The sequence below is a fragment of the Shewanella sp. SP2S2-6 genome (genome assembly GCF_031931965.1).
Taxonomy (GTDB): domain Bacteria; phylum Pseudomonadota; class Gammaproteobacteria; order Enterobacterales; family Shewanellaceae; genus Shewanella; species Shewanella baltica.
The window spans coordinates 129,401-145,553 of the sequence record NZ_JAUOEQ010000001.1 but is presented as its reverse complement, the minus strand read 5'-3'; the positions used below and the strand labels follow the sequence as shown (position 1 = coordinate 145,553).

The window sequence follows — 16,153 nt, the reverse complement described above, 5'->3', positions numbered from 1 at the left end:
ATGAGGGATTTTTTTTGCTAAAACAACGAATAATAACAGCAATTTGGTTAGTTCCATTAGTTTTGGGGGCGATATTCTTGCTCCCTGCCAGCTACTTCGCTTGGGCTTTGGTCGGCGTCTTTCTCATTGCAGCAAAGGAATGGGGAAGAATTATCGATAATCAGTGTGATGTGACTCAGTGGAGTTTCACTTGCACGGTCGGTATTTTATTGGTGGCACTGAATCTGATTGTGCCCATCGATGCGGTTTGGTTAAGCCATCAATTACACCCTATCTATTTAGCCATTCTCTATATTGGCGCACTTTGGTGGTTAGCCTCACTATTATTAGTGGTGACTTATCCGAAAAGCGCTAAGTTTTGGCAAAAAAATCCTATGTTTAAGTCCATGTTTGGACAGTTAACCTTAATCCCTTGCTTTGTCGCTCTTATCGCGCTCAAATCTATTGGTTCACAAGCTTCGCCTTATTTTGGCCCAGTATTGGTATTATTGGTGATGTTGATTGTGTGGGCTGCCGATTCTGGCGCTTACTTTGTTGGTAAGGCGATAGGTAAAACCAAACTGATGCCCGCGGTGAGCCCAGCGAAAACGCTTGAAGGCCTACTCGGTGGTTTAGCAACCACCATGATAGTGGTTGCGATTGTGATGTATTATTCGCCTGAGCAAGAACTGGGCTTAGTTGTGGTAGTAACCTTATTTGTTGCCTTAGTGTCAGCAGTGGGGGATTTATCTGAAAGTATGTTTAAGCGTGCGGCCTGTATTAAAGATTCTGGCACCATTTTGCCAGGTCACGGCGGCGTGCTCGACCGCATCGACAGCCTGACCGCAGCCTTGCCGGTGTTTACCCTGATCTACATTGCATTCTGGATGTAACGCTATGCAAAATATGGTGATTTTGGGTGCTACCGGCTCTATAGGTGCCAGTACCTTAAGTGTGATCTCGGCTAATCCATTCGCTTATCGCGTGTATGGATTAGTGGCCAACGCGAGTGTTGATAAGATGCTTGCACTTTGTTTGGCGCATAGACCGAAAGTGGCGCATATGGTGGATGAAGCGGCAGCAAAACAGTTGCGTGCCGTTTTACCTGCGACGCTCAATATCCAAGTCACCACAGGCATGAATGATTTACTCGGGTTAGTGACCGCTGCTGAAGTGGATACTGTGATGGCGGCGATTGTTGGGGCTGCAGGGCTAGTACCGACGCTTGAAGCCGTGAAGGCGGGTAAGCGGGTATTACTGGCCAACAAAGAAGCCTTAGTCATGTCAGGTGAGCTGTTTATTGAGGCGACTAAGCGCTCTGGCGCAGTGCTCTTGCCTGTGGACAGTGAGCATAATGCCATCTTCCAATGTCTCCCCCAGGAAGTGCAAGCCAACCTTGGCCGTTGTGACTTAGCGGCATCGGGTATTTCCCATATTCTGTTAACCGGTTCTGGCGGACCTTTCCTGCGGTCGGATCTTGCGACACTGGCCGCCATGACGCCAGCCCAAGCCTGTAAACATCCTAATTGGTCCATGGGACCTAAAATCTCCGTCGACTCCGCCACTATGATGAATAAGGGCTTAGAGTTTATTGAGGCACGTTGGTTGTTTAACACTCAGGCTGAGCAACTTAAGGTGGTTATCCATCCGCAAAGCGTGATCCACTCTATGGTGCAGTACCGTGATGGTTCCGTTATTGCCCAAATGGGTAACCCAGATATGCGTACGCCTATTGCCCATTGCATGGCTTATCCGCAAAGAATTCATTCTGGCGTTGAACCTTTAGATTTTTTCAAAGTCGGACAGTTAAGCTTTTATGAACCTGATTTTGAACGTTTCCCCTGTTTAGCTCTGGCAATGGACGCGTGTGCCCAAGGCCAAGAGGCGACAACTGTGTTAAATGCTGCCAATGAGATGGCCGTTGAAGCGTTTTTACAGGGACAAATTGGCTTTACTCAAATCGCAAAAGTGAACGAAGCTTGTTTAGTGACTGTGCCTAAACGTCCTATGGGCAGCATAGAAGATATTTTAGCCTTAGATGCGCAAACCCGCGTCTATGCGCGTGAGACCTTAGCAAGCATCGCTTAGCAATGGCTGAGTGATTAAATCAATGACGTAAGGAGTGGGATGTTAGATTTTTTATGGAACTTAGGTTCTTTCATCGTTGCACTGGGCCTGTTAATCACCGCCCACGAATACGGCCATTTCTATGTCGCACGCCGTTGTGGTGTCAAAGTCGAACGTTTCTCCATTGGTTTCGGTAAGGCGATTTGGCGTCGTGTCGGTAAAGACGGCACTGAATACGTGTTAGCCATGATCCCACTCGGTGGCTATGTCAAAATGCTCGATGAGCGCGTCGAAGACGTCCCTGAAGCATTAAAAGATCAAGCATTCAATCGTAAAACCGTTTGGCAACGCATTGCGATTGTGGCTGCTGGCCCGATTGCGAATTTTATTTTTGCCATCGTTGCCCTGTATTTTATGTATCTGATTGGTGTGCCGTCACTGAAACCTGTGATCACATCGACAACACCTGGAACTGCTGCCGCGCAAATCCAGGTCACTGAGCCCATGCAAATAACGGCCATTTCCGGCCAGGCTGTGCGTAACTGGGAAGAAGTGAATTTAGCCTTAGTGGGCCACATAGGCGATGAAAGCCTAAGTGTATCGCTGACGCCATTGAGCGGTTTGCAGGGCCTAGATTCCAGCGCGCGCTCTTATACCTTAGATACCCGCAATTGGCATTTTGATCCTGAAAAAGAATCACCGATTACCACCTTAGGTTTAGGAATATATCGACCCGAAATCGTCCCGACTATTGCTGCTATTAGCCCTGACAGCGCCGCTGCCAAGAGCGAACTAAAAGTTGGCGATACCTTAGTGGCGATAAATGGTAAAAATTATACCGATTGGCAGGCTTTTGTTGACATTATTCAACATTCTGCCAATGTGCCTGTGAGCTTAACTGTGCGTCGCAATGGCGAGCAGTTTAACGTGGCAGTGACACCGTTAAGCAGTAAAAACGCCGATGGCCAAGAGATAGGTATGCTGGGGGTGAGCCCAACCCAAGCGCCATGGCCAGACAATATGCGTTTACAACTTGAATATGGACCAATCGATTCTTTCGGCATCGCAGCGGATAAAACATGGCAACTTGTTGCTGTGAGCTTTAAGATGATTGGCAAATTATTTACCGGCGATGTGTCGGTGAAAAACCTGAGTGGACCCATCTCGATCGCACAGGGTGCGGGCAGTAGTGCAAACTATGGTCTGGTCTATTTTCTCGGGTTCCTCGCGCTCATCAGCGTTAATTTAGGCATCATTAACTTGTTGCCTTTACCTGTGCTCGATGGGGGACACCTGCTGTATTACTTTATTGAAGTAATAACTGGTAAACCTGTACCTGAAAAGGTGCAGGAAATAGGATTCAGATTTGGGGCAGCAATACTGCTGATGTTGATGAGCATTGCGCTTTTCAATGATTTTGCCCGACTCTGAGCAAGGACAGACTAATAATTAGAAGTGCTCTATGAGATTGAATAAACTTTTTGCCTCGATGTTATTCGTCGGTGCGTCGTTTTCAGGGACTGTGTTGGCTGATACTTTCCAACCGTTTGAAGTGACCGACATCCAAGTTGAAGGTTTGCAGCGAGTTGCACTCGGTGCTGCCCTGTTAAGCTTACCAGTAAAAGTAGGTGACACTGTTGACCAGTTAAGAATTCAACAAGCCATTAAAAGCTTGTATGCATCGACTAACTTTGAAAATGTCTCCGTGAGCCGAGATGGCGGCGTATTAGTGGTGAAAGTCACTGAACGTCCTACCATCAGTGCCGTGACCTTCGATGGCAACAAAGACATTAAAGATGAACAGTTACAGGAAAGTCTGGACGGTTCTGGCGTTAAAGTCGGTGAGTCGCTCGATCGCACTATGTTGACCGGTATTGAAAAGGGTCTGCAGGATTTTTACTACGGCGTGGGTAAATACGGCGCTAAAGTGGAAGCTCAAGTGATCAACTTACCCCGTAACCGGGTTGAGCTGAAATTTAAGTTCACCGAAGGTTTAGCGGCCGAAATCCGCCAAATTAACGTGGTCGGTAATCATGAGTTCACCGATGCTGAGTTGATTGGCATGCTGGAGCTTAAAGATTATGTGGCTTGGTGGGATCTGTTCGGCGAACGCCGTTATCAGAAGCAAAAGCTGCAGGCCGATCTCGAGACCATCAAAACCTATTATCACAATAAAGGTTATATCCGCTTTGAAGTCACCTCGACTCAAGTGGCGATGACACCTGACCGTAAAGGTTTATATATCACCATCAACGTAGATGAAGGTGAGAAATATAAAGTTAAAGAAGTAAACCTGACGGGTGATTTGATGGGCCGTGAAGAGTTGATGAAATCAATTCTGCCGATCAAAGCGGGTGATATGTACAACGGCGGTGATGTGACTTTCACCGAAGAAATGTACAGCAAGTATTTAGGCCGCTTCGGTTATGCCTATCCAGAAGTCAAAACGTATCCTGAAATTGATGATAAGACCAAAGAAGTCACCTTAAACATCAATGTTAAACCGGGTAAACGTGTTTACGTTCGTGCGATTAACTTCACTGGTAACACAGTGACTAAAGATGAAGTGATGCGCCGTGAACTGCGTCAGATGGAAGGGGCTTGGTTAAACTCAGCACAAGTTGAGCAATCTAAAGCGCGTCTTAACCGTTTAGGCTTCTTCGAAACCGTTGACACTGAAACCATTCAAGTGCCTGGTACCGATGATTTAGTCGATGTCGCAGTGAAAGTGAAAGAACAGCCGTCGGGCTCATTCAACGCTGGCGTAGGTTATGGTACTGAATCAGGCCTGAGCTTGCAGTTTGGGGTGCAGCAAAATAACTTCTTAGGTACGGGTAACCAAGCTGGTGTGAGTTTGAGCACCAACAAGTACTCTAAGAACGTTAACTTATCCTATACCGATCCGTATTGGACGAAGGATGGCGTGAGTTTAGGGGGGAGCGTTTATTGGAGTGAGTTTGACGCCAATGAAGCGAACTTAGAACGTTATAAAAACAGTTCTTACGGTGTGGCATTGAACTCGGGTTTCCCGATCAATGAATACAACCGTATCAACGGTGGCATCGGCTATCGTCATAACACGATTTCTGAAATTTCCGCCTACGAGCAAGCGCGTCGTTTCTATAACATCTATCGTGATAACGATCCAAATGCGGACTTAAGTTTCGATAACTTTGAATTGAGTCTGGGTTGGTATCGTAGCACCTTGAACCGTGGCACTTTCCCTACAGACGGCTCGTCTCAGCGTTTGAACGGTAAAATGACTTCGCCAGGGTCTGATTTACAGTACTTTAAGACAGACTTTGACACTAACTTCTATTTCCCTATTAACCGTAGTCAGAGCTTTGTGCTTTTGGCCCGTGGTCGATTAGGTTATGGCAACGGTTATGGTCAGTTTAACGATAACGATCAAATTCTGCCTTTCTGGGAAAACTATTACTCGGGTGGTAGTAGCTCTCTACGTGGCTTTAAGTCAAACTCGGTCGGTCCTCGCTCCTTCTATATGTATAGTGGCAGCGAACCTTGCTTCGATCCATCCGGTGACGGCTGCAATTTCCCTCAGCCGGATCCTGATCGTATTCAAGTGAGTTCTGGTCGCTCAATCGGCGGTAACGCCCTTGCGACAGCGAGCATGGAGTTGATTGTACCGACGCCATTCTTGGATGAGGCTTACACTAACTCAGTTCGTACGAGCTTCTTCGTTGATGCGGGTAACGTCTGGGATACTGAGTTTGATTACGATTATTATAAAAATAGCTTGCCAGCAGACGAGTTTGCTAAGTTACAGGATTATAGTGATCCAGCACGTTTACGCGCCTCTTGGGGCTTAAGTGTGCAGTGGTTATCACCTATGGGTCCTATGGTGTTTAGCTTAGCGTGGCCGATTAAAGAATACGAAGGCGACCAAACAGAGATCTTCTCTTTCAATATTGGCAAAACTTTTTAAAAGGCATACACTCGGCAAGTTTTGCTGACTATAACAAGGTAACAAGGAGTTTATTTTGAACAAGATGGTAAATCGCGCGCTGATGACGTTAGTTTTGTTAGGCGCGCCGTTAATGGCACATGCTGAGAAAATTGCCGTAGTGGATATGGGCGCTGTGTTCGAACAGCTGCCACAACGTGAACAGATCTCTCAATCTCTGAAGAAAGAGTTTGGCGATCGCATGGCTGATGTCCAAAAAATGCAAGAAGAAATGCGCTCTCTGATGGAGAAGCAGCAACGTGACGGTGCGTTAATGAACGATGCACAAAAAACGGAACTGGTTCGTAAAATGGAATCGCTAAAATCTGAATATCAGTTAAAAGGCAAAGCATTGGATGAAGACTTACGTCGTCGCCAAGGTGAAGAGCAAAATAAACTGTTAGTTAAAGTGCAGAAAGCCATCAACACTATCGCTGAAAAAGACCAATATGATTTGGTATTGCAACGTGGTGCAGTCATTTATGTTAAGCCTAACGCTGACATCAGTGGCAAAGTGGTTGAAGCCTTAAGCAAAGGCAAGTAATAGATGAATAGTGTGACTTTAAAAGAGCTAGGCCTGTTATTAGACGGTGATATCCAAGGCGACGAAACGCTAGTTATTAATAGTGTGGCGACCTTAGAACATGCCAAAGCGGGTCAAATCTCTTTTTTAGCCAACAGTAAATATCGCTCTCAGCTTGAGGAAACTCAAGCGAGTGCGGTGTTATTGTCAGCTAAAGATGCGCAGGATTATCAAGGTACTGCGTTAATTGTAAAAGATCCTTACGTTGGTTTCGCCCGCGTTGCCCAGTACTTGGACACTACGCCTAAAGCGGCGGTGGGTATCCATCCTTCGGCTCAAATAGACGCTTCTGCCCATATAGGTGAAGGTGTTGCGATTGGGGCGAATGCGGTTATTGGTGCGAACGTTATTTTAGGTGAAGATGTCCAAATAGGTGCCGGTGTTGTGCTTGGACAAGATGTGGTAATTGGCTCAAAAACGCGTTTATGGGCTAATGTTACCGTCTATCACGATGTGCATTTGGGGCAAAATTGTATTATCCATTCGGGTGCCGTATTAGGCTCGGATGGTTTTGGTTATGCCAATGAACGCGGCCAGTGGATTAAAATTCCACAAACGGGCGGCGTTCGTATCGGCGATCGGGTTGAGATAGGTGCGAATTCAACGGTAGATCGCGGTGCATTAGGCCATACCGAGATCCACGATGGGGTGATTATCGATAACCAAGTACAAATTGCCCATAACGATATTATCGGTGAAAATACCGCTATCGCTGGTAGTACGACTATCGCTGGCAGTGTCACTATTGGTAAATATTGCATTATTGGCGGTAGTTGTGCCATCGCAGGTCATTTGAGCATTGCCGATGGTGTGCATGTGTCTGGTGCTACCAATATTACCACTAATATGCGTGAGCCCGGTTTATACTCTTCTGCCACAGTGGCAATGGACAATAAACTTTGGCGTAAAAATACAGTTCGTTTCCGTCAGTTAGATGAACTGTTCCAGCGTGTTAAAACGTTGGAAAAAAATTTAAAAACACCAGATTAATTGCTCCAAGGCAATTTGAGGAACTCGGTTCGTGTCTAATCAAATGAACACTATGGATATTAAAGAAATACTTAAATATCTACCCCATAGATATCCATTCCTATTGATCGATCGTGTGCTTGATTACACTCCTGGTGTTAGTCTGCAGGCGATCAAAAACGTTTCAATAAATGAGCCATTTTTTCAGGGACATTTCCCGGTTCAGCCTGTGATGCCAGGCGTGCTTATTTTAGAAGCCATGGCGCAGGCAACTGGCCTGTTAGCCTTCAAAACCATGAGTAGTGATGTGCCTCCTCCTGGGGTGTTGTATTACTTTGCTGGTATCGACAATGCGCGTTTTAGACGTGTGGTTGAGCCAGGAGATCAAATCCATTTTGATGTCAAAATGATTAAAGAGCGCCGCGGGATTGGCGTCTTCTACGGTGAGGCCAAAGTGGATGGTGAAGTGGTTTGTTCCGCTGAAATCATGTGTGCCCGCAGAGAGATTAGTCAGTGATAGATACATTAGCGTTTGTGCATACCGATGCAAAAATTGGCAATAACGTCACCATTGGCCCTTGGACCTATATCGGTGCAGGCGTTGAAATTGGTGATGATTGTTGGTTGAGTTCCCATGTGGTTGTTAAAGGCCCAACGATTATCGGCAAAGGTAATCGTATCTTTCAATTCGCCTCAGTAGGCGAAGAATGCCAAGACAAAAAATACGCTGGTGAACCCACACGACTGATCATTGGCGACAATAACGTCATCCGTGAGCACGTGACTATTCACCGTGGTACAGTTCAAGATAACAGTGAAACCCGTATTGGGTCGAATAACCTGTTTATGAACTATGTGCATATCGCCCATGACTGTGTGGTCGGCGATAATGTGATCATGGCGAATAACGCTTCTATCGCGGGTCACGTACACGTGGGTGATTGGGCGATTTTAGGCGGTATGACTGGTGTTCACCAATTTGTGCATATCGGTGCCCATGCGTTTACTGCAGGGTGTTCTTTGGTGCTGCAGGATGTGCCTCCCTTTGTTATGGCGGCGGGTCAGCCGACGATTCCGCGCGGTTTAAACAGCGAAGGCATGAAACGTCGTGGTTTTTCTAAAGAAAGCCAGCTGGCGGTGCGTCGTGCTTATAAGACCTTATATCGCAGCAGCTTAACAGTTGACGAAGCGATGGAAGCCCTAGCAGAAGATGCGCAGAGCGATGAGCAAGTGAAATTGTTCCTTGAATTTGTAAAGTCATCGAGTCGCGGCATTATTCGCTAACTTGATGACCACACGACAACAAAAGGGCATTTTTATGCCCTTTTGTATTATTGGCTTAAGCCTATTGGGTGGTTAGACGTTGTCGTTAGTAATGTCCTTGTGCATTCAACCATCAATGAGCTTAATCATTAATTTACAGCAGTATGGCTTGGCATGATGCGTTTTAGCTGTTGTTCGCCCCGTCATCCAATGTCATTCATTCATGAGACATGATTGGTTTATGAGCAATAAAACTCCATTAGTGTTTGCCATGGTTGCCGGAGAACTCTCGGGCGATATTTTAGGCGCAGGTTTAATGGCGGCGCTGCAAAAGACTCATCCCGATGCGCATTTTGTCGGTATCGGTGGTCCCCGCATGGAAGCCCTTGGCTTTAAATCCCTGTTTGCGATGGAAGAACTCGCCGTGATGGGAATTGTTGAAGTGCTATCCCGTTTGCCTCGTTTATTAACAGTACGTGCCTCCCTGATTAAAGAGATTACCGCGCTTAAGCCCGATTGTTTTATTGGCATCGATGCACCGGACTTTAATATTGGTCTTGAGCTTAAACTCAAAGCGCGCGGCATTAAGACGGTCCATTATGTGAGTCCGTCCGTGTGGGCGTGGCGTCCAAAACGGATATTCAAAATCGCCAAGGCTACTCATATGGTGCTATCGCTGTTGCCCTTTGAGAAAGCCTTTTACGATCAGCATCAGGTGCCTTGTACCTTTGTGGGTCATACTTTGGCTGACGATATTCCTTTCCAAAGTGATAAAGCTGCAGCCCGTGCCTTGCTTGGATTAGATGCCGATGCTGAATACTTAGCGATTCTGCCCGGTTCCCGTGGTGGAGAGCTAAAGCAACTGGCTGAGCCTTTTGTGAAGGCGGCTTTACTGATTAAACAGAACTTCCCTGATATACGTTTTGTGACGCCGCTGGTGAATCAAAAACGCCGTGACCAATTTGAGCAAGCACTGAAGGATTTTGCGCCTGATCTTGAAATCCACATGATTGAAGGCCAGTCCCGTGAAGTGATGGCAGCGGCCGATGGGATTTTATTGGCCTCCGGCACTGCGACGTTAGAAGCCATGTTAGTCAAGCGTCCTATGGTGGTGGCTTATCGCGTGAGCCCGATAACCTATCGCATTGCTAAGCGCATGATGCAGGTCGAGCGTTTCTCGTTACCGAATTTGCTTGCTGGAAAAGATCTCGTCCCAGAACTTATCCAAGAAGATTGCACCCCAGAGAAAATTGCGGCGGCCGTGACCCTTGAGCTTAATCGCGATTTTGCGCCGCTCAAAGCCGAGTTTGATGCACTACACCAAGTATTACGTCGTGATGCGAGCTTAAAAGCTGCTGAAGCGGTAATGGCGCTGGTTGAGCCTAAACACACTCAGGCTAAATCGCCGGAGGCTAATTAGTGGCAACCTATAAAAGTTTAACTGAAGCCGATTTGCTGGCCTTTTCGACGGGGTTGATTGCCGGAGTGGACGAAGTCGGCCGTGGCCCCTTAGTCGGCGACGTCGTCACTGCCGCAGTGATTTTGGATCCGAGCAAGCCCATCAGTGGCCTGAATGATTCGAAAAAACTCAGTGAGAAGCGTCGCGAAGCTTTGTTTGATGAGATTTGTGATAAAGCGTTGTGTTATCACGTTGGCCGCGCCAGTCCTGCTGAAATCGATGAGCTGAATATTCTGCACGCTACTATGTTGGCGATGCAGCGCGCGGTTGCTGGGCTTAATATTGCCCCTGAGCTTGTGCTTGTGGATGGTAATCGTAGCCCCATCTTTATTGCCCATAATGGCGTCTCGCTTACCAGTCACAGCATCATTAAAGGTGATGGTTTAATTGCCAGTATTAGTGCCGCATCGATTATCGCGAAAGTGACGCGGGATCGTGAGATGGATGTGCTCGATGCTGCTTATCCGCAATATGGTTTTGCTCAGCATAAAGGCTATCCAACAAAGGCACATTTTGAGGCCATAGCCGAACATGGGGTATTTGACCAATATCGTAAAAGTTTCAAACCCGTCAAAGCATTACTGGGACTGTGAGCGCTGATTTTTAGCATTTGATCCAAACAAGCCGAAATAGGTATCTTGAGGTTGTTTGGGTATATAGTTGCCGTTATCCTGCAAAGTCACTGGCTCTGGCTGCGTGACTTTGTTAGGCTGCTTTCTAGTTATTGTTAACCTGCTATTCAAAGATAATCCTAATTATGTCCGATCCTCGTTTTGTGCATCTTCGTGTCCACAGTGACTTCTCTATGACCGATGGCGTGGCCAAGGTTAAGCCGATTTTGGCGCAGGTGGAAGCGCTGGGAATGGCGGCTGTCGCCCTGACTGATCAAAACAACTTTTGTGGTTTGGTGAAGTTTTACAGTGGTTGCCATGGTGCGGGGATTAAGCCGATTATCGGCGCCGATTTTTGGATGCAAGTGCCTGGATTTGAAGGCGAATTATGCGCCTTGACCATCATTGCGATGAACAATGTCGGTTATCAGAATCTGACCCAAATTATCAGTCAGGCCTATTTGCGTGGCCAAGTGGCTGGCCGTGTGGTGATAGATCAAGAGTGGTTACTCACCTATAACGAAGGTATTTTGCTGTTATCAGGCGCCAAAGAAGGCGATCTGGGTAAGGCGCTGCTCAAGGGCAATGGCACACAAGTCGAATCTTTATGTGAGTTTTATCAAACCCATTTCGCCGATCGCTATTTTCTTGAACTTATCCGCACAGGACGCCCAGACGAAGAGCGCTATCTGCACATGGCTGTGGCCTTAGCGCAGGAGAAGGGCATCCCTGTTGTGGCTACTAATCAGGTGGTGTTTCTTAAACCCGAAGATTTTGATGCCCACGAAATTCGGGTGGCAATTCACGATGGCTTTACCCTTGCCGATCCTCGCCGACCTAAAAAATACAGTGAACAGCAGTATTTGCGTAGCGAAGAGGAAATGTGTGAACTATTCGCCGACATTCCTGCGGCGTTGGCGAACAGTGTCGAAATCGCTAAACGCTGTAATGTAACGATCCGTTTATACGAATATTTCCTGCCCAACTTTCCGACGGGCGATATGTCCATTGAAGACTTTCTGGTCGATTGTTCGAAGAAGGGTCTTGAAGAGCGGCTCGAGTTTTTGTTCCCCGATCCCCAGGTGCGCGCCGAGAAACGCGGCGAATACGATGAGCGCCTCGACATTGAACTTAAAGTGATCAACCAGATGGGGTTCCCAGGTTACTTCTTGATCGTAATGGAGTTCATTCAATGGGGTAAAGATAACGGTATTCCAGTCGGGCCTGGTCGTGGCTCGGGCGCGGGTTCACTCGTGGCCTATGCGCTTAAGATTACCGATTTAGATCCATTGGAATTTGATCTGCTATTCGAGCGATTCCTCAATCCAGAGCGGGTTTCCATGCCCGACTTTGACGTCGACTTTTGTATGGATAGACGTGATGAGGTTATTGATCACGTGGCCGAATTGTACGGCCGTGAAGCGGTATCGCAAATCATCACCTTCGGTACTATGGCGGCGAAAGCGGTTATCCGTGACGTTGGCCGTGTGCTGGGTCATCCCTATGGTTTTGTTGACCGAATTTCTAAACTCATTCCACCAGAACCAGGCATGACGCTGGCGAAGGCTTTTGAGGTCGAGCCAGCCCTGCAAGAATCCTATGATGCCGATGAAGATGTCAAAGATCTGATCGACATGTGTCGTAAGCTCGAAGGTGTGACCCGTAACGCCGGTAAGCACGCGGGTGGTGTGGTGATTGCACCGACAAAAATTACCGATTTTGCGCCGCTCTATTGCGACGCTGAAGGTAAAAACCCAGTAACCCAATTCGATAAAAACGACGTCGAAACTGCAGGTCTGGTTAAATTCGACTTTTTGGGTTTACGTACTTTGACTATCATCGACTGGGCACTGGAGATGGTGAATAAGGTCGAAGTCAAAAACGGTCGTCCGCCTGTGCGTATTGAAGCGATTCCGTTAACGGATCCTGCGTCGTTCCGCCTGTTGCAAAAGTATGAAACCACAGCAGTATTCCAGCTGGAATCCCGTGGTATGAAGGATTTGATTAAGCGTCTGCAGCCCGACTGTTTTGAAGACATGATCGCACTGGTGGCATTGTTCCGACCCGGTCCGTTGCAATCGGGCATGGTAGATAACTTTATCGAGCGTAAGCATGGGCGCGAGGAAGTATCTTATCCCGATTCTCAGTACCAGCATGAATCACTAAAAGAACTGTTATCGCCAACCTACGGCATTATTCTGTATCAAGAGCAAGTGATGCAGATTGCACAGGTGCTGTCGGGTTACACCCTTGGTGGCGCCGATATGCTCCGCCGTGCTATGGGTAAGAAAAAGCCCGAAGAGATGGCCAAGCAGCGCAGCATTTTTAAAGAAGGCGCAATCAATAACGGCGTCGACGGCGATTTGTCGATGAAGATCTTCGACTTAGTGGAAAAGTTCGCCGGCTACGGTTTTAACAAATCTCACTCAGCCGCCTATGCGTTGGTGTCTTATCAGACCTTATGGCTAAAAACCCATTATCCTGCGCAGTTTATGGCGGCGGTAATGTCGGCTGATATGGACAACACAGATAAAATTGTGACCTTGGTCGATGAATGTGAGCGTATGGGGCTACCGCTCATTCCTCCGGATGTGAACAAAGGCTTGTTCAAATTTACCGTTGATGATGATCTGCGCATTGTTTATGGCATTGGTGCCATTAAAGGTGTGGGTGAAGGCCCAGTTGAATCGATTTTAGAGGCGCGTAAGGATGGCCCCTTCGTGGATCTATTCGATTTTTGCGCCCGTATCGATTTGAAAAAGCTCAATAAGCGCGTGATTGAAAAGCTTATCTGCGCGGGGGCACTCGATACTCTTGGACCGCATCGTGCGTCTATGATGGCAACCTTGCCCGAAGCGATTCGCGCCGCCGATCAACACGCTAAAGCTGAGGCGATTGGTCAACACGATATGTTTGGTTTGCTCAACAGTGAACCCGAAGATAGTAAGCAGCAGTTTGTTGAATGTACCCCTTGGCCGGATAAAATTTGGCTCGAAGGCGAGCGTGAAACCTTAGGCTTGTATTTGACCGGTCATCCGATCAATCAATATTTAAAAGAGCTTAAGCATTACACTTCTGGCCGTTTGAAAGATGTGCATCCGACCGAGCGCGGTAAAACCGCTAAGGCTGCGGGATTAGTGGTGGCAACACGCGTGATGTTGACTAAGCGCGGCTCGAAAATGGGCCTGTTGACGCTTGATGATAAGAGCGCGCGTCTTGAAATCATGTTGTTTACCGAAGCCTTTGAAAAGTTTAATCATCTGCTGGAGAAAGACCGCATCCTCATTTGTGAAGGTGAGGTGAGTTATGATGATTTTGCCGGCGGTAACCGTATGACGGCGCGTAACATTATAGATATCAGTGAGGCGCGCAGCCACTTTGCCAAAGCGCTGGAAATTGATATGGATGGCAGTGAGTTAACGCCATCAGCCCTTGATACCTTCGAGCAAGCCCTAAGCCCGTGGCGTAACGGCGCTGTGCCTGTAGTGATCAACTACACTCAAGCCCAAGCCAAAGGTCAATTTAGGCTCGCCGATGCTTGGCGAGTGAATCCGACCGATGACTTGATGCTCTCGCTTGAATCGCTGCTCGGGCCAAACAAGGTGAGAATTTTATTCTAATGTTGGCGAATGTCTTAGGTGCAAACAGATGAAGTTAACCTATGTCGGTTAAGTTTGATGAGCCATTGGCTGCAGGCGATCTCTGCGCGCATATTAGTGCTTTTTTGACGGCGCAGTCGTTAGCGCCTGACTGTAAGTTAGTGCTGGCTTACAGTGGCGGTGTTGATTCCGAAGTTTTGGCCTTTGGCTTAAGTCAGTTTGCGCGGCAACATCCCGAGTTTCATTATCAACTGGTGTATGTGCACCATGGCCTAAGCGACAACGCTGAGGCTTGGGCGCAGCATTGCCTTGAGCGCGGTCAACATTATGGTTTGCCCGTGACGGTTGAGCGAGTGACAGTTAATCGCGGACCCAGATTAAGCCTTGAAGCCGAAGCACGAAAAGTCCGTTATCAAGCGATTGAACGGCATTTAAGTGCAAATGATGTGTTGTTAACTGCCCACCATGAAGATGATCAGCTCGAAACTATCCTATTGGCGCTGAAACGTGGTCAGGGCCCGAAGGGGCTGGCGGCCATGGGGCAAGTACAAGCATTAGCACAAGGCAGACAACTTCGGCCGTTATTGGATATCAGCCGTGAGCAGATTGAAGCCTACGCGCAACAACAAAGCTTAGTGCATATCGAAGATGAAAGTAATCAAGATGATAAGTTCGATCGTAATTTTTTACGTTTAGAAATCATTCCTCGTTTAAAAGCGCGTTGGCCTAGTATCGCGACAACCGCGAGTCGCAGCGCAGCATTGTGCGCCGAGCAACAGGCAACGTTGGATGTGCAGGTGAGTGAACGTTTACCTTTATGGTTAACCCAAGCACCTTACCATACTCAAAGTGTATTCAAGCTCGATGGTTTTGCCGAGCAGTCAGCCGACTGGCAAGCGCTACTCTTGCGGGGTTTTATCGAATCACAAGGTTTTGCCTTGCCCTCAAAGGTGCAGCTTAATCAGATCATCGCTCAGCTTTTAACCGCGAAAGATGATGCCAAAGTGCATATACGTGTCGGTGAATGTGAAATCCGCCGCTTTGCCAATCAAGTGTATTTATTTAAGTATCAAGCCCGCATGCGTCATGTTAAGCCTGCGAGCTGGGCATTTCCTTCGCAGCTCCTAAATCCGTTAGTGCAGGGCGACGTTACTCAAGTGGACGTTACTCAATCAGACGTTACTCAATTGGACGTTACTCAATTGGACGTGACGTCTGCGGGTGTTACTTGTGGTGAGCTGATACGTCTAAGTGCCTCTAAACAAGGGCCTAGAGCCCGCTTTCCTCGGCCAGATGAAGTGGTGAGTGTGCGTTATCAACTCGCGGGGCAATGTCGCTGTCATCCCCATTCCCGTGGCAAGGGCCGAGAATTAAAGAAACTGTGGCAAGAGTTTGGCGTTCCGCCTTGGGTACGTGAAAAGGTCGGTTTCGTGTTTTATAACGAGCAACTGGTTATGGCGATTGGGCTGTGGGTTGAAAAAAGCTTTATTGTTGAGTTGAATGGACTAGGTTTGCAGGTCTCTCAAACTTCTGTTTGAGTGTTTGTTTAAGTGCCTGTTGGCGAAGCTAGGGGTTGGGAGTTGTCGCTGGAGTTTTTGTGAGTCGTTGCGGTGTTATTCTTTTTAAGTAGGAAAGCAGTAAAGCAGCAAAGTAAGAAAG

12 protein-coding genes are annotated in these 16,153 nt (G+C 47.5%); all 12 read left to right on the top strand.

Annotated features, from left to right (window positions below):
* The first annotated feature begins 14 nt into the window (after positions 1-14).
* The 12 genes from Q4Q57_RS00615 to tilS all read left to right on the top strand — a co-directional run bounded on the left by Q4Q57_RS00615 (position 15) and on the right by tilS (position 16,032).
* Positions 15-872, top strand: a complete 858-nt coding sequence (locus Q4Q57_RS00615) for a phosphatidate cytidylyltransferase (protein ID WP_311889257.1) — start codon at positions 15-17, stop codon at positions 870-872.
* A gap of 4 nt (positions 873-876) precedes the next feature.
* Positions 877-2,067 (top strand): 1-deoxy-D-xylulose-5-phosphate reductoisomerase, encoded by a 1,191-nt coding sequence (gene ispC, locus Q4Q57_RS00610; protein ID WP_311889256.1) that lies wholly within the window; start codon positions 877-879, stop codon positions 2,065-2,067.
* 39 nt (positions 2,068-2,106) lie between these two features.
* Positions 2,107-3,477 (top strand): sigma E protease regulator RseP, encoded by a 1,371-nt coding sequence (rseP, locus tag Q4Q57_RS00605; protein ID WP_311889255.1) that lies wholly within the window; start codon positions 2,107-2,109, stop codon positions 3,475-3,477.
* A gap of 31 nt (positions 3,478-3,508) precedes the next feature.
* On the top strand, positions 3,509-5,992 hold the full coding sequence (gene bamA, locus Q4Q57_RS00600; protein WP_311889254.1) for an outer membrane protein assembly factor BamA: 2,484 nt from the start codon (positions 3,509-3,511) through the stop codon (positions 5,990-5,992).
* 64 nt (positions 5,993-6,056) lie between these two features.
* Positions 6,057-6,554 carry an OmpH family outer membrane protein gene (locus Q4Q57_RS00595; RefSeq protein ID WP_011846353.1) on the top strand — a complete coding sequence of 166 codons (498 nt, stop codon included), beginning with the start codon at positions 6,057-6,059 and terminating at the stop codon, positions 6,552-6,554.
* Positions 6,555-6,557: 3 nt separating this feature from the next.
* Positions 6,558-7,583 (top strand): UDP-3-O-(3-hydroxymyristoyl)glucosamine N-acyltransferase, encoded by a 1,026-nt coding sequence (lpxD, locus tag Q4Q57_RS00590; protein WP_106650028.1) that lies wholly within the window; start codon positions 6,558-6,560, stop codon positions 7,581-7,583.
* Between the two features lie 31 nt (positions 7,584-7,614).
* The gene (gene fabZ, locus Q4Q57_RS00585) at positions 7,615-8,079 is read left to right on the top strand and encodes a 3-hydroxyacyl-ACP dehydratase FabZ (protein WP_106650029.1); all 465 of its coding nucleotides are present in this window, start codon (positions 7,615-7,617) and stop codon (positions 8,077-8,079) included.
* Complete coding sequence (gene lpxA, locus Q4Q57_RS00580; protein ID WP_311889251.1) at positions 8,076-8,846, top strand: acyl-ACP--UDP-N-acetylglucosamine O-acyltransferase; 771 nt, start codon at positions 8,076-8,078, stop codon at positions 8,844-8,846. Before fabZ ends, lpxA begins: the two co-directional genes overlap by 4 nt.
* Positions 8,847-9,066: 220 nt before the next feature.
* Positions 9,067-10,245, top strand: a complete 1,179-nt coding sequence (gene lpxB, locus Q4Q57_RS00575; RefSeq protein WP_311889250.1) for a lipid-A-disaccharide synthase — start codon at positions 9,067-9,069, stop codon at positions 10,243-10,245.
* Positions 10,245-10,877 carry a ribonuclease HII gene (gene rnhB, locus Q4Q57_RS00570; protein ID WP_311889249.1) on the top strand — a complete coding sequence of 211 codons (633 nt, stop codon included), beginning with the start codon at positions 10,245-10,247 and terminating at the stop codon, positions 10,875-10,877. The genes lpxB and rnhB overlap by 1 nt, the downstream gene beginning before the upstream one ends.
* Before the next feature lie 164 nt (positions 10,878-11,041).
* Positions 11,042-14,515, top strand: a complete 3,474-nt coding sequence (gene dnaE, locus Q4Q57_RS00565; protein WP_311889248.1) for a DNA polymerase III subunit alpha — start codon at positions 11,042-11,044, stop codon at positions 14,513-14,515.
* A gap of 41 nt (positions 14,516-14,556) precedes the next feature.
* Positions 14,557-16,032 (top strand): tRNA lysidine(34) synthetase TilS, encoded by a 1,476-nt coding sequence (gene tilS, locus Q4Q57_RS00560; protein ID WP_311889247.1) that lies wholly within the window; start codon positions 14,557-14,559, stop codon positions 16,030-16,032.
* The last annotated feature ends 121 nt before the right edge of the window (positions 16,033-16,153 follow it).